At 55.0% G+C, this 23,664-nt stretch carries 18 protein-coding genes and 1 pseudogene; 13 read left to right on the forward strand and 6 right to left on the reverse strand.

Features of this window, described 5'->3' with window-relative positions; all coding sequences use genetic code 11:
- Together WBM93_RS07585 and WBM93_RS07590 are read right to left on the reverse strand one after the other, a co-directional pair.
- Nucleotides 1-412, reverse strand: a pseudogene (locus tag WBM93_RS07585) (hypothetical protein); the annotation flags it as partial.
- A gap of 82 nt (nucleotides 413-494) precedes the next feature.
- Nucleotides 495-3,557: a S8 family peptidase gene (locus WBM93_RS07590; RefSeq protein ID WP_424430355.1), complete on the reverse strand. Its 3,063-nt coding sequence runs from the start codon at nucleotides 3,555-3,557 to the stop codon at nucleotides 495-497.
- A gap of 706 nt (nucleotides 3,558-4,263) precedes the next feature.
- Between WBM93_RS07590 and trxB the strand changes: the two genes are divergently transcribed.
- Complete coding sequence (gene trxB / locus WBM93_RS07595) at nucleotides 4,264-5,229, forward strand: thioredoxin-disulfide reductase (RefSeq protein WP_424430358.1); 966 nt, start codon at nucleotides 4,264-4,266, stop codon at nucleotides 5,227-5,229.
- On the opposite strand, the gene WBM93_RS07600 is transcribed toward trxB, so the two are convergent.
- The 4 genes from WBM93_RS07600 to WBM93_RS07615 all read right to left on the reverse strand — a co-directional run bounded on the left by WBM93_RS07600 (nucleotide 5,230) and on the right by WBM93_RS07615 (nucleotide 8,108).
- Nucleotides 5,230-6,051, reverse strand: coding sequence for a hydrolase 1, exosortase A system-associated (locus WBM93_RS07600; protein WP_424430361.1), 822 nt, complete (start codon nucleotides 6,049-6,051; stop codon nucleotides 5,230-5,232).
- The gene (locus WBM93_RS07605) at nucleotides 6,048-6,665 is read right to left on the reverse strand and encodes a hypothetical protein (protein ID WP_424430364.1); all 618 of its coding nucleotides are present in this window, start codon (nucleotides 6,663-6,665) and stop codon (nucleotides 6,048-6,050) included. The genes WBM93_RS07600 and WBM93_RS07605 overlap by 4 nt, the downstream gene beginning before the upstream one ends.
- Nucleotides 6,666-6,751: 86 nt before the next feature.
- Nucleotides 6,752-7,024 (reverse strand): acyl carrier protein, encoded by a 273-nt coding sequence (locus WBM93_RS07610; RefSeq protein ID WP_424430367.1) that lies wholly within the window; start codon nucleotides 7,022-7,024, stop codon nucleotides 6,752-6,754.
- A 34-nt stretch (nucleotides 7,025-7,058) separates the two neighbouring features.
- The gene (locus tag WBM93_RS07615) at nucleotides 7,059-8,108 is read right to left on the reverse strand and encodes a GNAT family N-acetyltransferase (RefSeq protein ID WP_424430370.1); all 1,050 of its coding nucleotides are present in this window, start codon (nucleotides 8,106-8,108) and stop codon (nucleotides 7,059-7,061) included.
- Nucleotides 8,109-8,140: 32 nt separating this feature from the next.
- On the opposite strand from WBM93_RS07615, the gene WBM93_RS07620 reads away from it, so the two are divergent.
- The 12 genes from WBM93_RS07620 to WBM93_RS07675 form a co-directional block, all read left to right on the forward strand.
- Complete coding sequence (locus tag WBM93_RS07620; protein WP_424430373.1) at nucleotides 8,141-9,685, forward strand: acyl-CoA ligase (AMP-forming), exosortase A system-associated; 1,545 nt, start codon at nucleotides 8,141-8,143, stop codon at nucleotides 9,683-9,685.
- Complete coding sequence (locus WBM93_RS07625) at nucleotides 9,682-10,917, forward strand: pyridoxal-dependent decarboxylase, exosortase A system-associated (RefSeq protein ID WP_424430376.1); 1,236 nt, start codon at nucleotides 9,682-9,684, stop codon at nucleotides 10,915-10,917. The genes WBM93_RS07620 and WBM93_RS07625 overlap by 4 nt, the downstream gene beginning before the upstream one ends.
- Before the next feature lie 212 nt (nucleotides 10,918-11,129).
- Nucleotides 11,130-11,747, forward strand: coding sequence for an XrtA/PEP-CTERM system exopolysaccharide export protein (locus tag WBM93_RS07630; protein ID WP_424430400.1), 618 nt, complete (start codon nucleotides 11,130-11,132; stop codon nucleotides 11,745-11,747).
- A gap of 40 nt (nucleotides 11,748-11,787) precedes the next feature.
- Nucleotides 11,788-13,326 carry an XrtA system polysaccharide chain length determinant gene (locus tag WBM93_RS07635; RefSeq protein ID WP_424430379.1) on the forward strand — a complete coding sequence of 513 codons (1,539 nt, stop codon included), beginning with the start codon at nucleotides 11,788-11,790 and terminating at the stop codon, nucleotides 13,324-13,326.
- Nucleotides 13,327-13,336: 10 nt separating this feature from the next.
- Nucleotides 13,337-14,254 carry an AAA family ATPase gene (locus WBM93_RS07640; protein WP_424430382.1) on the forward strand — a complete coding sequence of 306 codons (918 nt, stop codon included), beginning with the start codon at nucleotides 13,337-13,339 and terminating at the stop codon, nucleotides 14,252-14,254.
- Nucleotides 14,255-14,257: 3 nt separating this feature from the next.
- Nucleotides 14,258-15,880, forward strand: a complete 1,623-nt coding sequence (locus tag WBM93_RS07645) for a hypothetical protein (protein ID WP_424430384.1) — start codon at nucleotides 14,258-14,260, stop codon at nucleotides 15,878-15,880.
- Nucleotides 15,881-15,915: 35 nt separating this feature from the next.
- The gene (locus tag WBM93_RS07650; RefSeq protein ID WP_424430386.1) at nucleotides 15,916-17,181 is read left to right on the forward strand and encodes an XrtA/PEP-CTERM system-associated ATPase; all 1,266 of its coding nucleotides are present in this window, start codon (nucleotides 15,916-15,918) and stop codon (nucleotides 17,179-17,181) included.
- A complete protein-coding gene (locus tag WBM93_RS07655) occupies nucleotides 17,162-18,058 on the forward strand; it encodes an XrtA system polysaccharide deacetylase (protein ID WP_424430403.1) in 897 nt (298 codons plus the stop codon). Before WBM93_RS07650 ends, WBM93_RS07655 begins: the two co-directional genes overlap by 20 nt.
- Nucleotides 18,055-19,128 (forward strand): FemAB family XrtA/PEP-CTERM system-associated protein, encoded by a 1,074-nt coding sequence (locus WBM93_RS07660; protein WP_424430389.1) that lies wholly within the window; start codon nucleotides 18,055-18,057, stop codon nucleotides 19,126-19,128. Before WBM93_RS07655 ends, WBM93_RS07660 begins: the two co-directional genes overlap by 4 nt.
- Complete coding sequence (locus WBM93_RS07665; protein WP_424430392.1) at nucleotides 19,128-20,351, forward strand: TIGR03087 family PEP-CTERM/XrtA system glycosyltransferase; 1,224 nt, start codon at nucleotides 19,128-19,130, stop codon at nucleotides 20,349-20,351. Before WBM93_RS07660 ends, WBM93_RS07665 begins: the two co-directional genes overlap by 1 nt.
- Nucleotides 20,348-21,901, forward strand: coding sequence for an exosortase A (gene xrtA, locus WBM93_RS07670; protein WP_424430394.1), 1,554 nt, complete (start codon nucleotides 20,348-20,350; stop codon nucleotides 21,899-21,901). Before WBM93_RS07665 ends, xrtA begins: the two co-directional genes overlap by 4 nt.
- 10 nt (nucleotides 21,902-21,911) lie before the next feature.
- On the forward strand, nucleotides 21,912-23,664 hold a 1,753-nt coding region (locus tag WBM93_RS07675; RefSeq protein ID WP_424430397.1), incomplete at its 3' end, for an XrtA/PEP-CTERM system amidotransferase.

Here is a 23,664-nt window from a genome sequence, read left to right on the forward strand (position 1 = left end):
CCAGAGCGCTTTCCACTTTGCCTGTTTGGCTGATTATGGCGGCGCGGGACTTTAGCAAATCCGCATGTAGTTTGCTGTCAGGATCAGCGCGCGTAATTGTTTCCAGGGCCGCGGTGATTACCGGTTCTGCAAGTTTGGCCTTGTTCAGGCGGGTTAATGCTTCACCTTCGAGCCATTGGCTTGTGGCAATCGCGACAATAGCCTTATCCTTCGGCATCTTATTCGCGGTGACAGCAGCAGTCCGGGCGGCCTGCAAGGCAGCGGCCGGATCAGACATCATGTTTGATTTCGTGTCGGCAATCTGCGCTTCAAAATCCACTTGTGCAGAAGAAGGGGAAGACGTGGCCTGAACAGCCGCAGGGATACTCCAGGCTGCGATCGCAACAAATATTGCAAAAAGTTTCTGGTCCAACCTGGTTCCCCCCCGCCCTTGTGCGACTGCGTCATCGCCATCAGCGGTTTTTACTCCCGCCGGATAACCTGACTTAAGTCGCTCAGAAGGCTAGGCTTAGCATTCCACCTGCTATTATTTGGTTAATTTTGATATTAGCCGTCGAATCATATTCTGCCCGGCCAAAGAAGGATAGTTCGCCACCATTCATGATCGGCGTTGCATAAAGCAATTCTGCGTTGAATTTCCGGCCTTCATCGGCGATTCCAAAACTGCGATTGACAGTCCCGATTTCTCCGGTTTGCCGGTTGATCACTTCGACAGACGAATATTCCAGCGTACCGCTTTCGATGTAAAGCGGCTGTGTAACGGTAACACGGAACTGGTCCTTCTCGTTCATGACGCCCAGTTTGCCGACAGAGAATGCAAATGCTGAACTCTTGACGCCGCCGCGTGTTCGAAGGCTCTGATCTTCCCCGCCATTGGAGTTTGTAAGTCCTGCGGTGGCAGAAGCAGCGATGTTAAAACCATCGGGGAGATCCACGCTTCCGCCGAAGGTGATAGTCTTGCTGTTCGAGCCGTGCCGAAGGTCACTTTCCAACGCAGATTGAACACCAAGCAGGCCTTGTTCCTCGGTCAAGCTTGCAAGGCTGACACTCAACGTAACCGCATCAACCGGTTTGTGCGTCATACGCAGGTTAAAGGCATTTGCTTTGTAATCATCTGCACTGCGCAACTGGAAGCGCTCGGCTTCGGTAAGTTCCGTGTTTTCCGAATGGTTCAAGCGACGATTGGTCAGGCCAAAGGCAATTTTGGTGTTCTTGGAAATAGCAATTTCCGCGTCCATAAAGCCGCCGCCGGATGCGAGACCCAATACCGGATTCAGTCCACCCCTGATGCTGTTATAATCGCTCGTCAGACCGAAAGATTCCTGTCCCAGTAACGCGATCGATCCCTGACCATAGCCAGCCTTGAACCCAAATTTTTCTGCTTCATCGCTAAACCGGATTGCATTGTGCGGAATCTGGCCCTGCCGGCCATTCGACAGGTAATTGGCCGGGTTGCTAGACGAAATTGCAAACGTCCAACCCCCGCGGTTTGGAGTCGCATAGCTTGCGACATCGGTAAATCCGCCGCTGCTTGGCGTTGCCGTCTGGTCGGTGCCGCTTTGCGTCCATGTCCGGAAGCGCTTGGTGATATAAGATTGAAAATATTCCGAAGAACCGTTCACGCTGGTTTTCTGACCAATCAGTGAATCGGAAAAAGGTACGGCAAAATCGCGATGTGTATTTCCCACGGTTTCAAACAAGGTGAGGAATACACCCTCGGCATTCCATGTTTCGCCGATGCCAGATGCTTTCAGTTCGGCCGCGCCCCGCTTGATGGTTTCTCCGCCTCTATGTTCGAATATCCGCAGCGCATCAAAGCTGATTGGCGACTGCGACGCTTCGACATCCAGAAGGCCGCGTCCGTAGACGTTATCTGTACCCGGTTCACCCAGGTCGCGGGCGGTACTCAAAATGATACTGACAGTCGCAGCCGGTTCATTTGCCAGCCAGGGCCAGCGATCATGCAATAATGTTATCGCGCCGGAAACCAGCGGAGCCGCGAAAGATGTACCGGAACGACGGACCACTCCGCCTGCGCCGTCGGACATCAGGATCAATTCGCCTGGTGCGACAATGAAATTGTCGCGCAAATAGGAACCTTCGTTGCATATTCCGCCGACTGCCAAACAGGCAGTACCGGGACGATTGGACATGCTCGAAATATTGCCTTGCGCATCAACCGCTCCGACGATGATCAAACCCATGTCGATGTTTGCCAGCCATTCGACATTCTCGCTCTGCGAGCTGCCATCGTTGCCAGCCGCGATCACGAAAACTGTGCTATTGGCTACGGCGCGGACCTGGTCGTGATTGAAAACGCTGTTCCACTCGGGGTGTAATGTCCAACCGGTGATACCCAGAGACATATTGATTACGCTGGCATTGGCTTGCTTCAGGGAAACAATGCCATTGCGGATATCCGTCCAAGATGCCGTACCCGTGTGGTCGAATGGATTGTAAGTTGCGACAGATGCATTGGGCGCAATTCCCATGACACCCTGGCCGTCATGTTTTGCAAGAATCAGGCTGGCAACGCCGACGCCATGTCCGCCAACCAGCGAGGTATAACCGCCTGCCTGGAACACATTGCTAAAAAAATCGGGATCGCTGATAATCGAACCATCCAATATTCCGATGACGCTGTCCGCACCTGCGCCCTGGATTTCTGTAAGCAGCGGGTTCCAGTTGACCGTTTTCATCCAGTGATCGACATGATCGAAACCGGTATAACCCATCAATCCGTCAAACCATTCTGAAACCAGTTGTGCTCTTTGCGCTTTTGTCAGCGTTCGCAGACCGGAAAGATTGGTGGCAGAAAGTCCGTATTTGGCAAGCAGAGGATCCAGGAAACTGCTGTTCGTCGAACCGCCGTTTCTGGCTATAATGGCTTCTCCCCAAGCACTATTTGTCTTGGTAACAAGCTGCCCGGTAAGTGTGTCTAGCGTTCGTTTTTTTGTCCAACTCAGTCCGATTAAATCTGTTTGGTTGAGTAACACATTGACGTCTTTCCAGATCGCCCCGAATTCGTGCCAAAATGCGTTAATTTCTACATAATTTGGCAGCTCGACACCGCTGAACGGATCGATATTACCAACGAAAGGATCGATATTTCCGTAGAACGGATTGATGGTTCCGCCAAATGGATCGATGGTGCCGCCAAATGGATCGATCGAGCCGCCGAAGGGGTCAATAGTGCCCCAAAGCGCTCTAATCTCGCCATGGAAGGGATTGATTGTCCCGCCGAAAGGATCAATGGTGCCGCCAAAGGGATCAATTGTCCCGCCGAATGGATCGATGCTGCCACCGAACGGGTCGATATTGCCCGCAAAGGGATTGAGCGTACCACCCATCGTTACCACCGGGCGCGCTTCTTCCTCAACCGAGGTCTGCACCTGATCTTCGACTTCATCAAGGTTCAATGGAGAAACTTGTGCCTCTTCACCGATCGGTGCTTCTGGAAGCGGAACAACCGTTTGCCCAACCGCTGACGATGCGCTTCCTAAAAGTAGGGCCGTCACCGCCAAAAGGCTCGCCTGGTAGCTGGATGGTTTCTGCACTGATCTGCTCCAAAAGTTAGTTCTTAAATGTCGTCTTATGATGAACGAACTAGGGGTCAGATGTTAACCACCGCGGAAAATTGTGACTTAACAACTATTAAACCATTAGGAACCGCTGGAATCATGGATGGTTCGCTGTCAGTTTTCCTCCGCGATCAATATAGCTGTTAGGAAATCCGCGTTTTGGACCGAATAATCCGAATAAAAATCTATCGCTGAGGCCTTTATCTACCTGCATAAAACGACCGATTTTCAACAATTTCCAATTGTTCCGGTCGCCGTCCCGTTGCAAACATTAACAACGGGACGTGCGAGGACCAACCGTTGCGCCGGTTTACACCGGTCCTCTCTCGGGTGATTCGACAAACCAAGCGATAACCCTGCATCCAGGACAGGTTGTGATATCTACGGCCGTTGCAGTTCCTTGGCTCTGATGTTGGCGGTCCGGCTGCAATTGCGTGATCTGGACATCGAAACAGCGCGAAATAAAGTGTCGTGCACAAGTTTCAAGCCGGCTCCGCAATTCACCGGACAGGCAATTGATCGGTTCAAGATATTCTCCGGATAACTTCCACGTGGGGGTAGAGCCTAAAACTGCTATCACCGCCCGAAATAATTCTTCGCCCGGTTTGATAACGATAGGTCTTGCCTAGCGGCATCTGGCATCCCTATTTGCAAACAACAGAATCAGCATCGGGAATCGAATATGGCCGAAACACATCGCACAAAAATGCTCATCCTGGGCTCGGGGCCTGCCGGATTGTCGGCCGCTATCTATGGTGCCCGCGCGGGACTGGAGCCGATTGTGGTTCAGGGTCTGCAACCCGGTGGACAGCTGACCATCACCACAGATGTCGAAAATTATCCCGGGTTCCGCGATGTCATCCAGGGGCCTTGGCTGATGGAAGAAATGCAGGCGCAGGCCGAAAAAGTTGGCACGCGGACCATTTTCGACACAATTGTCGATGTCGATTTCTCCAAGCGCCCGTTCCGGATGACGGGCGATGGCGGCGATATTTATGAGGGCGATACGCTGGTGATCGCTACCGGTGCGCAGGCCAAATGGCTAGGGCTCCCGGGAGAAGAGGAATTGGCAGGGAAGGGCGTTTCGGCTTGTGCGACCTGTGACGGGTTTTTCTATCGCGGCAAGAAAGTCGCGGTAATCGGTGGCGGCAATACCGCGGTCGAAGAAGCGCTTTACATGACCAACCATAGTGATGACGTGACCCTGATCCACCGCCGCGACAATTTGAGAGCAGAGAAGATTCTGCAAGACCGGCTATTTGCCAATCCCAAGATATCGGTGCTGTGGAACCAGAATGTCGAACGATTCGTTGGCGGCGGCGAGCCTCTCGGCCTGGTCGGACTGGACCTTGTCGACACCCAGACCGGCGATAAAAATCATTTGACGGTCGACGGGGCCTTCGTCGCAATCGGTCACGCGCCGGCGACAGAAATTTTCAAGGATCATCTTGATCTGATCGACGGCGGCTATATTCAGGTCGAGCCGGGCACGCCGAAAACCAAAATTCCGGGACTGTTTGCCTGTGGTGACGTGATGGATCACATCTATCGTCAGGCAGTGACCGCAGCAGGTACTGGCTGCATGGCGGCACTCGATGCCGAGCGTTTTTTGGCGGAACAGGAATTTGAACTGATCGCGGCGGAATAGTCAGTCGGAACGCAGTGCACGTAACAATTCGTCGGTCAGCCAGTTTTTGGCGGCCTCGTCGGCAAAGCTATGCGATGCGCTATCGAGCGCTTCAACGGTAATGGTAGATTTCTGTCTTGCCGTTGCGAAGTCCACGCTGTTCCAGGCAGCAAGAAAAGCGCGTGCCGTGGTGTCACGTTTTGCCAGCAGCAAATGGGCAGGACCGTCAATGCGGCAAAGTGCATCACGTAACCGCAAGGATAGAACACTATTTTCTTCTGAACGAGAGGCTTGTTTCAATCCTTTCAGAAGTTTTCTAAAGTCTATTTTCCCCGATAGCAGATCGAAAATCGTCCTAGGGTTTCTGATCCGGTCCCAGTAGCGCGACCGGATTGCCGCGGACGATAAAGTCGGTTCCTGCATATCTGGTTCACTGGTTGTTTCGATCACCCAGGGATTGGCGAGCAAATAGCCATCAATCCCAGCATCAGGCCCGAACAAGGCGAGGGCAGTGGCCGCATCGCAGTTTCCAAAGGCAATGACCGTCTGGAGCTGTTGCTGCTTCTGCCTGAGAAATTGGGCGGCCGCTGATATTTCTGCCGCGCTGCCCAAAAAGCCCAGGTTGTTACCGGAGCTGTCGCCAATGCCGCGCCGGTCGTAGCGAAGGACCGGGAAACCCTGCTCAGAGATCCGCAAAGCCAGTTGTGCCATACCATTATGGGCCCCGGAGCGGATTTCATTGCCCCCGCTGACGATCAGTAGAGCGGTTGAACCGGTTCCCGAATCCAGGGTGGCTGCCAGCATCTCGCTTTCACAAGCGATCTGATGAAAGCTCCGCGTCATTGGCCGATCCAGCCGTCGATATCCTGAGCGATGGCGAAGGACATCTCGGCATCGTCATCGGGTTCGGCGCGCAGCCACAGGGCTGAACCGTGGATTTGAACATCGCCGGGCTTGTTGTCGGATTCCAGCCGGACGATCCGTTGATTTTCCATTTCCGGTATCTCTGCGTCATTCAACTGCGCAAAAAGCTCGGAGCCGATGATATTCCCGGCTAGTTCTAGCGGTCCGGCTCCGGCTCGGGCGGTCAGTTCCGCAATGCCAGTGCTCAGCCCCGCCTCGCGATCAGCGGCAACCTTGGTGCGCATCATCGTCCGCAAGATTGTCGCGCCCTTTACCGGACTGAGCATCCAATGGTCGGCGACGTGCATTCTGGCAATGGCCAAGACTCCTCCGCGGAACGAGGCGATATGCGAAATCTGATGTTGTTGCGCGCAGGCCATCACGGCCATTTGCCAACCGGACAGCGTGACCCGCTGCAGCGCGACGAGGCTTTCATTGGTGCCGGGAAGATCAGGCAGGAAACTGCTGATTCCAAGGGTATGAAGAGATCGCATGACGTCCACCATCATCTTGCGCATGCGGTTCATCTCTTCGAACAGCGGAGGGACAAGCATCACACGGCGCGAAAACGGGGTCCCTAAGGACAAACAAAGCTCTTTGCGGTCCGCAAATTCGTAGGAGACGAATGCGGGGGCGAGTGTCACTCTGTGACTTTCATCTCGGCAAAGGCGACCAGATTTCCGAAGGTTTCAAACAATTCGCCATCGACCTCGTCATCATCGATCATGATATCAAGACGGTCTTCCAGCTCGGTGAGCAATCCCGCCACCGCCATGCTGTCCAGTTCGGGGATAGCGCCGAAAAGCTCGGTTTCTGCCGTGAAATCCGCGACCTGCTCTGGACTCAGGCCCAAAATATCCCGCATCACCGCGCGTACGGCGGCATCCGGCGTTAACTCGACCTTGTTGTGCATCAAAAACCCCCGAATCCCGGATAACGGCGTTTCCCTAAAGCGAAGCGCGCTTTCCGGCAAGGCCCGAGGCATAATGGCGCAAAACCGGTAACCACGACAACGGGTTATTGGGCCAGTAAAATTCCAGCCGGTAGCGATCCCGGACCTCTTCCATCCACTCGCGCTTATAGCCGTCGTTGCCAGTGCCAAAGTCTATCAACTGCACGTTGTCGATGTCGATCACGTGCTGGAACAAGGCCACGGACAGCAAGGTTCCAGGAGAAGATTTCGTCGCATCCTCGATATGCGCCAGTTTGTGGATCAGCGCCTCGCCATTCTCAACAGTCCAGAACTGGGCGGCAACAGGTTCTCCATCGATATAGGCCAGGCCAAGGCGCATGCAGCCCGCAGCGGCCTCATGACGGGCCAGTTTCCTCAGGAAATCCGGATTTCCCTCTTCGGGTTTCCAGCTGCGTTGATAAACAGAGACATAGTCATTCCAGTCTTCCTCGGAAAATTCGCTTTCGATCCGGACGGAGACCAGATTTTTCTTGGCTTTGCGTCGCACTGTACTGCGTAACTGGCCTGGACGATCGGCCCAATATTGATCGAAAGTACGGCCTTTGACGTTAAGGATGTGATTGTCATCTGCCTTGGACCGGAACACAATCCAGCCCGCTTGTTCAAACGCGCGTTCGGTAAGACTGGCGGCTGAATCCTCGTCAGGAACGGGCGTGATTTCAATATGATGCGAAATAGACTTTAACTCTTTGGCCAGTTTTGCGAGCAAAGCCAGTTTCGTGACTTCGTCATATTCACCGTTAAAAATCGGGCGAAAGGTGAAATTATACCAATTGGCGAGCGCAGCGTGGCGGCCGAGGCCGGTTTTCATCAAGAACATCCAGGCTTCGGCGTCTCCTTCGCTGCTGTGGACGATCAAGGGAGTCTTGTCCGGCAGGCAAAGCTCATGCAGCTGTTTCAGCCATTCGATCCGGTCGAACAGGGACTTCTGGACCGACCGGCCCAGTTTTTCTCCGGCTATGGCTTGCACAGACTGGAAATTGCTATGATATTCGCTGGTCATGGTTAAGGTCGTATCTGTCACAAATCTGCTCTTTTTCCCATAGGTCAACGCAATTGAATTTAGATCCCGAAACCGCCGCATTCCCGCTCGACCATCTGGCACTTGGCAAGGATCCGGACGCGGATGCTCTCGCGATGCGTTCGGGGACTCTTAGCTACAAGATGTTAAATCATCGTGTCGGCCTGCTGGCGGCATGGCTGCAGGGGCAGGGACTTGCGAAAGGTGACCGGGTCGCGACCTGGCTCGCCAAGACCGAACTGGCCTGCATCATGCCGCTGGCTGCGGCGCGGGCCGGTCTGGTCCATGTGCCTGTAAATCCGTTGCTGAAACAGGCTCAGGTCGCGCACATAATGGCGGACAGCGGCGCGAGGCTGTTGATCAGCAATGGCGGGCGACTGAAAACGCTCGAAAACGGCAATATCAATGGCGACTGTGCCCTGTTCGAGGACAAAAAAGTTTCAAGCGATCTGGAATCGATTGCGACTCCGGTACCGCCCAGCGCGGCTACGACGGACACCGACGGTCTGGCTGCGATCCTCTACACAAGCGGCTCCACAGGTCGTCCAAAAGGAGTCATGCTCAGCCATGCCAATATGACGCTCGGGGCGCTGAGCGTAGCTGAATATCTACAGCTATCTGCCGATGACCGCACCATATGCGTGTTGCCGCTGAGCTTTGACTATGGCCAGAATCAGCTATTTGCTACCTGGGTCGCGGGTGGATGCGCGGTTCCCCTTGACTATCTGACTCCCCGCGACGTCTTGAAGGCGTGCGAACGCGAAAACATCACCACATTGGCTGCTGTCCCACCGCTTTGGGTGCAATTGGTTGAGCAGGACTGGCCAGACGAGGCGGTCGCTTCGATGCGGCGGCTGACCAATAGCGGCGGTGCGCTGACCCCTAGTCTGGTCAAGCAATTGCGAGCGATATTTGGAGCTGGCACCGATATCTATGCTATGTACGGTCTGACCGAGGCGTTTCGGTCCACCTATCTTGATCCCGCTCTGATCGACGATAATCCGACCAGCATGGGTACCGCGATCCCATTCGCGGAAATTCTGGTGGTGGACGAGGAAGGGAATATTGCCGGACCGGATCAACCGGGAGAGCTGGTCCATTGCGGGCCGTTGGTGGCGCAAGGCTACTGGAATGATCCCGAGCGGACGGCGCAAAGGTTTAAAAGTGCGCCAGAGGCATCAAACTACAAAGGCACTGCGGTTTTTTCAGGCGATACCGTGAAACGCGGCGATGACGGACTGCTTTATTTCGTCAGCCGGGATGACGCGATGATCAAAAGTTCCGGCAACCGGATCAGCCCGACCGAGATCGAGGAGATTGCGGTAGAATCGCGGCTTGTCGCGGAAGCGGTTGCCCTGGGCGTACCCGATGAACGGCTTGGTCAGGCGATCCGATTATTCTTCAGGCCGTTTGAACGGCAATCGAATTCTGCTGCAGTCACAGAGCAGCTGGGAAAATATTTAAAGCAGAATTTACCGAATTTTATGCACCCCCGGGATATTATCCCGCTTTCCGAACTTCCCAAAAACCCCAATGGAAAGCTGGACCGCAACGCATTGGCCAGCATGGATGTCGAATGATTAAGACCAAAGCTACCGGGCCCATCCCGTCAGGATATTCCGCAATCGACGGTGAACTGGCCATTGGCGGTCAGAAAAGCAGCGTGCTGGTTGCGGAAAACGGCTCTCCGCTATTTGTCTATTCGCGCAACCAGCTCGACACGCGGATGGCGCAGTTGCGGGCGGCCATGCCCGACGGACTTGATTTGCATTATGCGATGAAAGCCAACCCGTTCCAGCCGCTGCTGCGCCAGATGGTAAGCTTGGCCGACGGCATTGACATCGCTTCTGGAGGGGAATTGCGGATGGCTCTCGATGCGGGGGCCGCCGCGGAACATATCAGCTTTGCAGGGCCTGGCAAACGGGACCAAGAACTCGAGCAGGCAATCCGGGCGGGCGTCACAATCAATATCGAATCGCCCGGCGAATGCGACCGGGCGCTACGCATCGGTGCTGACTGCGGCAAAACGCCGCGGCTCGCGATTCGCGTGAATCCCGATTTTGATCTCAAAGGTTCGGGCATGAAAATGGGCGGCGGAGCCAAGCCGTTCGGGATGGATATCGAACTGGTTGCACCGACGGTGAAACGGATATTGGATGCGGCGGCAGATTGGCGTGGCTTTCATATTTTTGCCGGATCGCAAGCGCTCAGCGCGGACGCGATTATCGAGACTCAAGCGCAGACCCTGGATCTCGCTGCGCGTCTGGCGACCACGATTGGCCAGGCGCCAGACCATATCAACCTTGGCGGCGGCTTTGGTATTCCCTATTTTCCGGGCGATGAACCGGTGGATATTGCCAAGGTAGGAGCAGCCCTGACGGACAAGTTTAAAAAATTGCCCGATATTCTTGCCTCAACCCAATTTGCCATTGAACTGGGCCGCTTTCTGGTCGGTGAAGCAGGCGTATATCTGACCCGGATCGTCGATCGCAAGGAAAGCCAAGGCCAGATATTCCTCGTCACAGATGGCGGGTTGCACCATCAGCTGGCTGCGAGCGGAAATTTCGGAACCGTGGTGAGACGCAATTATCCCGCGGCCATCGCCAGCAGATTTTCAGAAGAGCCAACGGAAACGGCCTCGATTGTCGGCTGTCTCTGCACCCCTCTTGACCGTTTAAGTGACAACGCCGCCATGCCCAAAGCGGGTGTCGGTGATATTGTCGCGATATTTTGCGCCGGTGCTTACGGGGCTTCGGCAAGCCCCGCAAATTTCCTCGGTCAGGGACCGGCGAAAGAGATATTAGTGGCTTAGTTTCAATGTCATTGACTGCGGTCAAAAGCGCCAGACTTGTTAATCTGAAATTCAGCTATTCCTAACGCTATATTCACTATTTTCCAGCATAGCCATCTCGTGACTTTGCGTGATCTGCCCGTTTTCCGCCGGAAATCGGTTGCTCACCAAAGGGTTTTTACGAGGTGAATAAGATGCGTTCTGCTATGAAAAACAAACACTTGGCAAAGTTTATGGTCGGTGCAGGACTGGCGTCACTTTCCGTCGCCGGTTGTTCCGGCAGCTCCAGTGGCCCACAGCTTCCCCCGGCATCCTTTGTATCCATGCAGGAAGGGCCGGGCGAAGAATATGTGATCGGTCCGCTCGACGAACTGACAATTTTCGTATGGCGCAATCCTGAACTGGGCGCGAAGGTTCAGGTACGGCCCGACGGTCGCATAACGACGCCGCTGATCACCGATATGCCTGCCGTGGGCAAAACCCCCGCCATGCTCGCGCAAGATCTGAAGCTGCAGCTTTCCCAATATATCAACGAGCCGCTGGTTTCGGTTATCGTCAACAATTTCTCCGGCACATTTTCGCAGCAAATCCGTGTCGTAGGTGCCACCGAGAAACCGGCATCGATTCCGTACCGTGCCAACATGACTTTGCTCGACGCGATGATCGCGGTCGGTGGACTGTCCGAATTTGCGTCCGGCAATCGCGCTCGGCTGATCCGTCATGACCGGGGCACGGGCGCGCAGAAAGAATATGCGCTGAGGATCGACGATTTGCTGAAAAAAGGGGAAGCAAAAGCCAATGTCATGCTGCGTCCCGGCGATGTGATAATCATCCCGGAAAGCATGTTCTGATGTTTTTCCTGCACCATCTGACACGAACTGAAAAATCCTCATGAACGGTCTTTATGATGAATTTCGAATAGCGGTACACAGCGTCTGGAACCGGCGTTGGCTGGCACTGGCTGTCGCATGGGGGCTGTGCCTGTTGGGCTGGCTGGTTGTCGCTCTGATCCCCAATAGTTATGAATCGAAAGCCCGGATTTCGATCGAGATGCAGTCAATATTGTCCGACAAAGTCGGCGTGGATGCGCGCGAACGCAAGAAAAACATGGAGCGCGTCCAGGAAACCCTCGCATCCACCATTAATCTCGAAAAAGTCGTTCGCGGAACGGCATTGAATGATTCTGTTTCCAGTGACCGGGAATTGGCTGGCAAGGTCGAGACGCTGCGCAAAAGCATCCAGATTAAATCGGAAAAAGACAATCTGTTCGAAATTATAGCCACCTCTTCGGCCAGCAATCTCTCGGACGCAGAAAATGCTGTGCTTTCGCGCGATATTGTACAGAAAATGATCGATATTTTTGTCGAGGAAAACCTGTCCGGTGACCGTGACGAAACCAGCCAGACTATCAAGTTTCTCGATGCTCAGCTCGCCCAGAGGGAAAAACAGCTTCAGGAAGCGGAGCAGAAACGCGTGCAGTTCGAAACAGAAAATTTGGGCTTGCTGCCGGGTGTCGGATCGATCAGCCAAAGAATGGAATCCGCCCGCGCCGAACTGGGCCAGATTGATTCGCAACTGAGCCAGGCCTCTGCCTCGCTTGCCGCGTTGAACGGCCAGCTTTCCGGAACACCTTCATCGATCGCGACCCCGGGAGTTGGCGGCGCTGGTGGTGGTGCACGTTCCCAATTGGCTCAGGCTCAGGCAACATTGGCTTCGGCGCGCGCGCGCGGCTGGACCGACAGCCATCCTGATGTTCAGGCCATGAAGAACGAAATTGCGGCGCTTCGGGTACAAGCATCCAAAGAACCCGCCGGCGGCGGTGGCTATCGAACACCAAATCCCGCCTATAGTTCGCTGCAAAGCATGCGGGCGGAACGCCAGGCGACGGTTGCCGCATTGCAGGCGCGGAAAAACGCGCTTCAGGCGGATATGGCGCAATTGGCGTCCAAACAAACGCTAGAGCCCGGGATTGCCGCAGAAATGTCGCGGATCAACCGCGACCATGAAGTTCTGAAGGAGCAATATAACAAGCTGCTCACCGACCGGGAACAAATCAAATTCCGCGGCCAGGTGGAGACCGAAACCGACTCCGTCAAATTTCGAGTAATCGATCCACCGTCCAGCCCCCGGTCTCCCGCCGCACCCAATCGTCCGTTGCTGCTGGCCCTGGTCCTGTTTGCCGGGATTGGTGGAGGTGTGGGTACCGCTTTCGCCATGGGCCACTTGCAAACCAGCTATCCGACCGCATCGAAACTGGAAAAAGCCAGTGGATTGCCGGTCATCGGCTCCGTTTCACAGATTTTGACCAACGCACAACGCGCAGTTCGCGGTAAAAAGCTACGCTTATTCTATGGCACAAGCGGTGCGCTTTTCGGCGTTTTTGCAATGTTGATGATCGTGGAATTTATCCAACGCGGCATGGTGGCTTGAGGGAGCAATGATGAACAAATATAGTCCTCCCAGAAAATTAGGTTCGCTGCTTGAAAGGGCAGGGGAAATTTACGATTATGTCCCTGCCATCCGTACGGGTGGACAGCAAGGCAGTGCTGCGGACGCTGCAGCAACCGAGACTTTGCACCAGCAAATCACCCCGATGCCGCAAACCCCGGTCGCGGCTTATGATGGCCCGCGGGTCATCGTTGATCGGGACAAGCTTCGCCAAGCAGGCTTCATCGTTCCCGATGGCCCGGTCACGGGGATCTCGGAAGAATTCCGAATCATCAAACGTCAATTGCTGTTGGTAGCGAAGGGCAGCCAGAGGACCGCGCCGGTTCCGCACGGCGAACGGATTTTGATCTGTTCCGCTCATCCCAACGAAGGCAAGACATTCTGTGCAATGAACCTGGCGCTATCGATAGCGGCAGAAAAGGATAACGAGGTCTTGTTGGTCGATGCGGATTTTGCAAAACCAAGCATCTTGTCCAGCCTCGGTCTTGAAGGCAGCAAAGGCCTTATGGATGCGCTAGCCGATCCAAAGCTAGCAGTCGAAACTTGCATCATTCATACGGATATTCCCGGCCTCGCGATTTTGCCAGCTGGCGATCAGACTAACGCCGATACTGAATATCTGGCGTCGAATCGAACCGAGCAGGTGTTGAACCGCCTGACTCAGAATAACCCTAATCGCATCGTTATTTTTGATTCACCTCCTGCTTTGTCAGCCTCGCCGGCATCCGTTCTGGCAACGCACGTCGGACAAGTGCTGATGGTGGTCAAAGCTGACGAAACTACCGAGACTGCCCTGCGCGACGCGCTAAGTCTGATGGGCGGTTGTGAACATATCCAGCTACTTCTGAACGGCACCAAATTCTCGCCGACCGGAAGGCGGTTTGGATCTTATTATGGATATGGAGAGTAAGCCATGACCTCGCGAAAAACACCCCAAGTCCTGAGTTATGCAGCGGCTGTTCTGCCGTTGCTGGGACTGGCCGCACCCGCAGTCGAGGCGCGCGAACGCAAGGCCGAACTTGCGCCCTATATCGAGATCCAGCAGGTATTGGTCGCCGATCTGAAAGACGGTAGCGACGTGCTGACCTATACATCGGTAGCAGCCGGTATCGATACTTCCATTCAAACGCGCAACGCCGAAGCGCAACTGAATGTGCGTTATGAACGCCGTTTCTTCTATCAGGACAATCTTGGCGATGACGATGTCGTCACCGGTTTGGCACGTGGCAATGTGCAGATCGTGCCCAATGTGCTGTCACTGGAAGCCGGTGGTCTGGCGACCCGTAGCCGGGTCGATTTGCGCGGCGAGGCGCCCTCGAATACTGTGGGCAATATCGATAATGTGACCCAGGTCTATTCGGTCTATGCTGGTCCAAATCTGTCGACCCAGGTCGGTGCACTGGATGTGAACGCGAACTACCGTGTCGGCTATACCAAGGTCGAGAGCGAAGATACCGGAGCCTTGCCTCCAGGTCAGCTTCCGATCGATATTTTTGACGATAGTATTAGCCACTCGGCCAGTGCCAGTGTTGGCATGGCGCCGGGTGATCTGCCTTTTGGCTGGACCGTCGGCGCCGGTTGGGAACGCGAAGATGCAGGTCAGCTGGATCAGCGCTATGAAGGCAAATATGCACGCGCAGATGTCACGGTTCCAGTTTCTTCGACCCTCGCGCTGGTCGGTGGTGTCGGTTACGAGGACATCGAGATTTCAGAACGCGATGCGGTGCGGGATATCAATGGCGATCCGGTCGTCGACGAAGATGGTCGTCTGGTCACCGATGAAACATCGCCCCGATTATTGTCCTACGATCAGGACGGGATCATTTGGGATGCCGGTGTCTTGTGGCGGCCGAGCCGTCGCACCTCGCTCGAAGCCCGGGTCGGTCAGCGATATGGCAGTGAAACCTATTTTGGCAGTTTCGGATATCAGCCTAATCAGAATACCGCGATAAATATTTCGGTCTATGACACGGTTTCAGGTTTCGGTAATTTGCTCAACGATAATCTCGCCAGTCTGGGCACCAGTTTTTCCAGCTCGCGCAATCCTTTGAGCGGTGAACTGAACGGCTGCGCTTTTGGTCAGTCGGGTGGTCTTTGTTTCAATGATGTGCTGCAGTCGGCGTCCTCGTCTTCGTTTCGAGCACGCGGCGTCAACGGTCAATATACCTATAATTATCGCGGTTGGGAAGCCGGGCTTGGCGTAGGATATGCTCGTCGTCGTTTCTTTGCTTCGCAATTGGGAGCGGTTGCTGCCGTCGATGGCCTGGTGGACGAAAATTATTATGCCAACTTGTCGATCGGGCGGGATATCGACACCTATTCCAGTTTCGATGCGAATGTTTATGCCAATCTGTTGGATAGCGGCTTTGCAGGCGCTACCAATGTCTTGGGAGTCGGAGCCAATGCGGCTTATTACAGACGAATCTTGCCGGGATTGCAGGGTACCGCGGCTGTAGGTCTGGATAGTTTTCAGCAGGATGGCTTTGACAGCGAGCTCACAGCTTCCGCTCTGCTGGGCCTCAGATATGATTTTTAGGAGCATCAACACAGCTGTTGATCGGAGATACGCGCATGTATGAAACATTCTATGGATTAAACGGTCGGCCGTTCCAGCTGACCCCGGATCCGCATTATTATTTCGAGAGCCTGACGCACCGCAAGGCCCTGTCATATCTTGGTTACGGCCTGGCTCAGGGTGAAGGCTTCATCGTGATCACCGGCGACGTTGGTGCAGGTAAAACAACTCTGGTCGGCCATCTCATGGCGACGATCGACAAAGCCCGTCTGACGGCGGCCAATATCGTGACTACCAAACTGGATAGTCAGGACATTGTGCGTGTCGCGGCCAATCATTTCGATATTGACACCGACAATATGGACAAGGCTCAGTTGCTCAGCGCATTTGAAGAATTTCTTCATGCCGAGGCGCGGGCCGGCCGACGGTGTCTGCTGATCGTTGATGAATCGCAGAACCTGCCAGTGGATGCACTGGAAGAATTACGGATGCTGTCAAATTTTCAGCTCGGCGGGCAGGCGTTGCTGCAGATATTCCTGCTCGGCCAACCGGAATTTCGCGACATGCTGGAGAGTTCCGACAAGCTGGAGCAATTGCGCCAGCGGGTCATAGCGCATCACCATCTCGATCCGATGAGCGCAGAAGAAATCGAGCCCTATATCACGCACCGTCTATCCAAAAGTGGCTGGTCGGGGCGTCCCAAGATCACCACCAATGTATTTCGATTGCTCTATGCGGAAACCGAAGGCGTTCCTCGTAAAATTAACACTCTGATGAGCCGTGTATTGTTGATGGGCTCGGTCGAGCATGCAGAACTGATCGACCAGACGATGGTCGAGCGGGTACTTGCCGACCTGAATGGCGAAGACGTGGAAATCGATGCGCCACTGGAATCTTCGACCGAGAGAAAAAGCCCGTTGTGGGAAAAACCCAAAAAGGCCCGTGACACAGATACCGAGCAGCAGCCTGAAACATCGAGTTCGTTCTCGGAGCAGCCTCTCGAGGAGCCGGTCGAACAACCGTTGGAGCAACCGACCGAGCATCCGTTTGAGTCATCTTCTGAACCTGTCCCGGAGCAGGAGCATGAGGTAGTCAATTTGTGGAATCAGGCAAGCCCGGAGGAAATTGCAGCGCCGTCGCCAGCGGTGGACGATGCAACCGTTCAGAGCATCGAAAAATTCTCCCGGAGACTATCTGTGTTGGAAGAGCGTATGGATGGTCAGGAAGAAAATTTGCACCGCGTCTTGACGATGCTCGTGGAATGGGTCGAAAACGATATCCGGAGCAAGGAAAGCTATGTCAATGCAGGACGCGCGGCCTGAATCTTTTGCTACGGCGGGAAAAGCGGATGCTTTGCTCAATGCCATGTCCGTCGATATCGAGGACTGGTTTCAGGTGGGAGCCTTCGAGACGGTCATCGACCATGCCGACTGGGACAGGCTTGAGCATCGGGTAGAGCGCAATACCGAGGCGGTGCTGGCGCTGTTTGCCGAAGCGGGTATCAAGGCGACATTTTTCATATTGGGCTGGGTGGCAGAGCGTTACCCGTCACTGATGCAAAAGATTGTTTCTGCCGGACATGAAATAGCCAATCACGGCTATGACCATGCCCGGGTGTTCACACTTACGCCCGATCAGTTCCGCGCCGATCTCGATCGCAGCCGGAAAATCCTGGAAGATACGTCTGGCCAGAAAGTAATCGGATATCGTGCACCGAGCTTTTCCATTGATCAGCGGACGCCTTGGGCGCATGCAATTCTGGCCGAACAAGGCTATGCCTATTCATCCAGCGTCGCGCCAATCAATCACGATCATTATGGCTGGGCAGGATCGCCGCGCTTTGCGTGGAAGCCCGTGAAACAATCCGATTTCATCGAGTTGCCGGTCACTACGGTGAAACTGGGTAATCGTGTATTTGCTGCCGGAGGGGGCGGTTTTTTCCGGTTATTGCCTTATGCATTATATGAGAAATCGGTCCGGAAAATGCATCGCGATGACGGTCGCGGGGCGATATTCTATTTTCACCCTTGGGAAATTGATCCCGATCAGCCGAGGGTTGAAAATGCGCCGGTTCTGTCAAAGTTCCGGCATTATACTAATTTGACAAGAATGCGGGCCAAGCTGTTGCGAGCCGGCGAGGATTTCAAATGGGGCAGGGTCGACGAGCTGGCTGCCTTGGAAGCTAAGGTGTTTCAATGAACATGGCCTTCAAGCCCAAACCGTTTGCGGTTCGCGTTCTCGAGAGTCCGGATGCAAATGAACTGGCCCGCATCGAGGCGTTTGTTTATGCGTCAGAGGACGGCACAGCTTTTCACCGTCCTGCCTGGGTTCTCGCGGTCGGCAAGGCCTGCGGCCATGACTGGCGATATCTTTTGGCCGAAGATGGTTCTGGCGAATTGCAGGGCATATTGCCGCTCAACCTGATTCACTCGGCATTATTTGGCCGCGCGTTGGTGTCTTCCGGTTTCGCTGTAGGCGGAGGCATTCTTTCAGACAATGACCAAGCAATTCGATTGCTGGCTGACGAAGCATGGAGCTTCGCCGAGAAATACAGTTTTCCAACCGTTGAATTGCGCGGGGGTCCCGCACCCAATAATCAATGGCAAAGCCGGGAAGGTGTCCACGCCGGTTTTGTGAATGCACTGGCGGATGACGAGGAAAGCCAGCTGCTTGCAATTCCTCGAAAACAGCGGGCAGAAATTCGCAAGGGACTGGCCAATGGACTGACTGTACGTGTCGGGACTGGGGCACAGGATCGCGCAGATCATTATGCCGTCTACGCCGAAAGTGTCCGCAATCTCGGCACTCCGGTTTTTCCGAAGGCCCTGTTCGATGAAGTATTGGATGGTTTTGGCAATGATGCCGACATATTGACCGTGCTCCACGAAGGCATGCCGGTGGCCAGTGTCCTGAGCCTTTATCATAAACAGTCAGTGATGCCATATTGGGGCGGCGGGACGTGGAATGCGCGCCGCTTCAGAGCCAATGATATCATGTACTACAGCCTGATGAACCATGCCCGGGAACGGGGATGCCAATCATTCGACTTTGGTCGATCCAAATATGGCACGGGTGCATTTTCGTTCAAGAAAAACTGGGGATTTGAACCGCAACCTCTGTCCTATGCGATACGCACCGCCGAGGGTGAAGAAGCCCGCGACGTCAATCCGATGAGTCCCAAATATAAGGCGAAGATAGCGTTGTGGCAGCACCTGCCGCTGTCGGTCGCAAACCGGATCGGACCGATGATCGCCAAGGGCCTCGGCTAATGGGTGAAATTCTCTTTCTGGCGCATCGCGTTCCATGGCCTCCCAACCGTGGGGACAAGATTCGTTCACACCATTTTCTGCAAAAGTTGATGGATTGTGCGCCGGTGCATATTGCCTGTTTCGCTGATGACGAAACGGAACGGCAAATCGGTTGGGACCGCAAAGCGGAACTGGCGTCCTGTAAAATCGTGGTGCGCAACAAACCCAAATGGCGGGCAGGGATCGAAGCGCTGGTCTCAGGGAAACCGGTATCGCTGGCATCCTTCGAGAGCATTGAAATCAACAATCATGTCACGCAGTTAATTGAGACTCGTCCGGTCGACTGCATCTTCATTTTTTCCGGTCAAATGGCGCAATATATTCCGCCCGATTTCGACGGCCGAGTGGTGATGGATTTTGCCGATGTCGATAGCGCCAAATTTGAAAGCTATGCGGATGACGGATCGGGACCGATGGCCTGGATCAATCGTCGCGAAGGGCGCTTGTTGCGGACCTTCGAGAAGAATGTTGCCCAACGCGCCGATCACAGTCTTTTTGTCAGCGAAGCCGAGGCGCGCTTGTTCCGTCAACGAACGGGATTGACGGACGAACGCGTGAAGTCAGTCGGTAACGGGATCGATCCGGACTTTTACACCGCTCCGGAAGTTCAGCCAGAAGGAGGCCAACATAGCGGTCCGCTGATCGTGTTTACCGGTCAAATGGACTATCAGCCGAATGTCCAGGCGGTGCAGAGTTTTAGCAAAGAGGTCATGCCAGATATTCTCGCGCGTTTCCCCGATACACGATTCGCAATCGTCGGGCGGGCACCGTCAGACAAGGTAAAGCAACTCGACAAGAAGAACGGTACCTTAGTCATTGGTGCGGTCGATGATATTCGTAGCTGGATCAAGGCAGCTGATGTGGTTGTAGCACCGCTGCGTATTGCCAGAGGTATTCAGAACAAGGTGCTTGAGGCAATGGCGATGGCCAAGCCGGTCGTCGCATCGGGCTGCGCCGCCGAAGGCATCAACGCGACCAGCGGCAAGCATTTGCTGGTCGCCCGGTCCATTGACGAAGAAGTCCAGCTGGTGTGTGACCTGCTGGACGACCCTGAGCGGGCCAGAAGCTTGGGTGAGCAGGCGAGAGAGCTGATCCACTCGCATTATTCGTGGCAAAGCCAGCTGGCCGCACTGCCTGCCTTGTGCGGCGTTTCTGACCCGGTCGCTGTCGAGGTCGCGGCATGACCAGTGCGACGGCCGAACACGTGGGACCCGAACCTCAGCCTGCGATTTTTTCGCTACTCTGGGCAACGCATCTGAAGTTGCTGGCGGTTGCCATCTTGACCATTCTGGCGATCTTTTGGCGCGACGGTGCCGACATGGTCCGGACGTGGTGGAATATCTCCACTTATAATCACTGCCTGCTGATATTGCCGATCCTCTATTGGCTGGTGCAGCAACGACAGGAAGAACTTGCGAAACTCGCGCCACAATTGTGGTTTCCGGGCCTGTTCTTAACGGGTCTCGCATCGCTGGGCTGGATGCTGGGTGAGGCCGCCGGCGTTGCCTTTGCCCGCCATCTCGGATTGCTGATGATGCTCCAGGGCGCGGTGGTGACACTGCTTGGACCAACGGTTGCACGCGGGTTGATATTTCCGCTGGGGTTCAGCTTTTTTCTTGTGCCTTTCGGCGAGGAATTTGTGCCCTTCCTGCAAATGGTCACCGCAAAATTGTCGATGGTCTTTCTGGGCTGGGCCAGCATCCCTGCCTATATCGACGGGGTTTTTATCTCGACACCCACAGGCTATTTCGAAGTTGCGGAAGCCTGTTCCGGGATCAAGTTTCTGATCGCAATGCTTGCCTATGGCGCGCTGGTCAGCAATGTCTGCTTCCGAAGCTGGAAGCGGCGGATGGTGTTCATGGTCGCTGCGGTGATCGTTCCGGTTATCGCCAATGGTATCCGCGCCTTCGGCACCATCTATATCGCCCATCACACATCGCTCGATTTCGCTTCCGGTTTTGACCATATTTTTTACGGCTGGTTCTTTTTCGCGTTCGTCTTGATTCTGGTGATGGCGATTGGCTGGCCTTTCTTTGATCGCAGTATCGATGATCCGATGATCGATGGCGATGCGTTGAGCGAGAAGCAGGATTTGCGGGCAACCAGACAGAAACCGGCCAAGGTGATGGCCGCAATGGCGGTGATCGTTCTGATCCCTATACTTTGGACGTCGGCGCTTGCGGCTCAGGAATCGCCAGTTCCGGATAAAATTGCTCTGCCGGCTGTGGACGGTTGGGAGCTAATAGATTACCGGCCGCTCTACGCCTGGCAACCGGTATTTGACGGAGCCAGTCACCAGCTTTTCGGTCGCTATCGGAACGGATCGACGGGGATGGAAGTCGATCTTTCAATCGCGGTCTATGATCGTCAGGAAGAGGGGCGGGAGATTGTCGGCTTTGGACAGGGCGCTCTTGTCCCGAATACGCGCTGGTCGTGGAATCGAAATCTCGACGCGCCGGAGGGCGCCGCTGCCATAGAGTTGATCGCACCAGGACCGGTGGTTCGCGATGTCGTTACCTTTTACCGGATTGGTGGCAAACTGACCGGCAGCGAGACGGTGGTGAAACTGGAAACGCTGAAAAGCAATATTTTGGGCGGCCCGCAGCAGGCGGTTGCGGTCCTTGTGTCGTCCGAGACAAACCGCGAGCAATCTCCGCGCAAAGCGATCGATGCGTTTCTAGCTGATTTGGGAGCGGTCGATAAATTGGCTGACGAGATGGCGGGGCTGCGCTAGGGCGCACAGCATGTGCGGAATTGCAGGTATTTTTCATTTGGAGACAGCCAAGCCGGTTGATCCCGATCGTCTGCGCAAGATGACTGACATTCTGGCTCACCGCGGACCCGACGGATCGGGCATATGGACTGCACCGGGTGTGGGACTTGGGCATCGCCGGCTGTCGATCATCGATCTGGAGGGCGGCGCGCAGCCGATGCTGACGCTCGACGAAGCACAGGTGCTGAGCTTCAATGGCGAGATCTATAACTTTTTGGAAGTGCGCGCAGAGCTCGAACGGCTTGGCCACCAGTTCCAGACCAGCAGCGACAGCGAAGTCATTCTTTACGCCTGGCGGCAATGGGGTGTGGATTGCCTGAAGCGGCTGAACGGTATGTTCGCTTTCGCGGTCTATGACCAGCGCACCCGGCAATTGCTTTTGGCACGTGATCGCCTGGGCGTGAAACCGCTGTTTTACGCGCCGGTTTCGGATGGCAGCATAATATTCGGATCGGAACTGAAAGCCCTGCTCGCCAATCCGTTGTTGCGCCGGGAACCCGATATCACCGCGGTCGATGATTATCTGGCATTTGGTTATGTACCGGACCAGACATCGCTGCTGAAGGGCGTGAAAAAACTCGCCGCGGGCCATTATCTGCTGCTCGAGCAAGGCAAGCCGGAACCGGCATCCGTGCAATATTGGGATATGGATTTCAGCCAGCGGAACAAAGCGTCGGCCAGGGTTCTCGAAGAGGAACTGGTCGAGTTGCTCAAACAGGCCGTGGGTTCGCGGATGATCGCCGACGTACCGCTGGGGGCCTTTCTCTCCGGCGGGGTCGACAGCAGCACGGTAGTTGCCCTGATGGCCGAAAATAGTCGCCGAGCGGTTAAGACCTGCTCGATCGGCTTTGATCAGGAGTCGCTCGATGAGACGAACTTTGCCCGACTGGTAGCGGAGCGTTTCCAGACCGATCATCGCGAACGTATCGTGGCGGCTGATGATTTTGGCCTGATCGACACGCTTGCGGATCATTTTGACGAGCCCTTTGCCGATGCCTCTGCCTTGCCGACCTATCGGGTAAGCGAGCTGGCACGCGAGACAGTGACCGTGGCGCTTTCCGGCGACGGTGCCGACGAGGCAATGGCGGGCTATCGCCGCCATGTATTTCACCACGCCGAAGAACGAGTGAGGGGGCTGTTGCCGCAGTCCTTCCGGGGACCGGTATTGGGTTGGCTGGGATCGGTCTATCCCAAGGCCGACTGGGCGCCGCGTCCGTTTCGCGCCAAGTCGACTTTGCTGTCCCTCGCGAGAACCGGGCCCGAAGGCTATGCCGAAGCGGTCGGGGTGACCACGCCGCCGGGTCGCCAGCAAATCTATTCCGATGCGATGCGGCGCGATCTGGGTGACTATCGCGGTGAGCATCGGATGATCGACCTGATGGAAAATGCTCCGGCCCAAAACGGTTTGGATCAGGCACAATATGCCGATATGAAAATGTGGCTGCCGGGTGATATATTGACCAAGGTCGACCGGACCAGCATGGCAGTGGGTCTCGAAGCGCGCGAACCATTGCTTGATTACAAGCTGATGGAATTTGCCGCGAAGCTGCCAACCAATTTGCGGGTGCATCGGGGACAAGGCAAATATCTCCTCAAGAAATCGATGGAACAATATCTTCCGAACGAGATTCTCTATCGGCCGAAAATGGGTTTTGTTACCCCGATCGCGCAATGGTTTCGCGGACCGCTGGCCGACCAGGCCCGGGATATAACCAGCGGCGGAA

It is taken from the genome of Parasphingorhabdus sp., assembly GCF_049667325.1.
Taxonomy (GTDB): Bacteria; Pseudomonadota; Alphaproteobacteria; order Sphingomonadales; family Sphingomonadaceae; genus Parasphingorhabdus.

What these genes read in the sequence shown, in the direction of transcription:
- WBM93_RS07660 (WP_424430389.1), top strand. Translation starts at nt 18,055, where the DNA reads ATGAACATGGCCTTCAAGCCCAAACCGTTTGCGGTTCGCGTTCTCGAG.
- WBM93_RS07645 (WP_424430384.1), top strand. Translation starts at nt 14,258, where the DNA reads ATGACCTCGCGAAAAACACCCCAAGTCCTGAGTTATGCAGCGGCTGTT.
- WBM93_RS07600 (WP_424430361.1), bottom strand. Translation starts at nt 6,051, where the DNA reads ATGACGCGGAGCTTTCATCAGATCGCTTGTGAAAGCGAGATGCTGGCA.
- WBM93_RS07605 (WP_424430364.1), bottom strand. Translation starts at nt 6,665, where the DNA reads ATGCTTGTCCCTCCGCTGTTCGAAGAGATGAACCGCATGCGCAAGATG.
- WBM93_RS07630 (WP_424430400.1), top strand. Translation starts at nt 11,130, where the DNA reads ATGGTCGGTGCAGGACTGGCGTCACTTTCCGTCGCCGGTTGTTCCGGC.
- WBM93_RS07650 (WP_424430386.1), top strand. Translation starts at nt 15,916, where the DNA reads ATGTATGAAACATTCTATGGATTAAACGGTCGGCCGTTCCAGCTGACC.
- WBM93_RS07625 (WP_424430376.1), top strand. Translation starts at nt 9,682, where the DNA reads ATGATTAAGACCAAAGCTACCGGGCCCATCCCGTCAGGATATTCCGCA.
- xrtA (WP_424430394.1), top strand. Translation starts at nt 20,348, where the DNA reads ATGACCAGTGCGACGGCCGAACACGTGGGACCCGAACCTCAGCCTGCG.
- trxB (WP_424430358.1), top strand. Translation starts at nt 4,264, where the DNA reads ATGGCCGAAACACATCGCACAAAAATGCTCATCCTGGGCTCGGGGCCT.
- WBM93_RS07655 (WP_424430403.1), top strand. Translation starts at nt 17,162, where the DNA reads ATGCAGGACGCGCGGCCTGAATCTTTTGCTACGGCGGGAAAAGCGGAT.
- WBM93_RS07635 (WP_424430379.1), top strand. Translation starts at nt 11,788, where the DNA reads ATGAACGGTCTTTATGATGAATTTCGAATAGCGGTACACAGCGTCTGG.
- WBM93_RS07610 (WP_424430367.1), bottom strand. Translation starts at nt 7,024, where the DNA reads ATGCACAACAAGGTCGAGTTAACGCCGGATGCCGCCGTACGCGCGGTG.
- WBM93_RS07665 (WP_424430392.1), top strand. Translation starts at nt 19,128, where the DNA reads ATGGGTGAAATTCTCTTTCTGGCGCATCGCGTTCCATGGCCTCCCAAC.
- WBM93_RS07640 (WP_424430382.1), top strand. Translation starts at nt 13,337, where the DNA reads ATGAACAAATATAGTCCTCCCAGAAAATTAGGTTCGCTGCTTGAAAGG.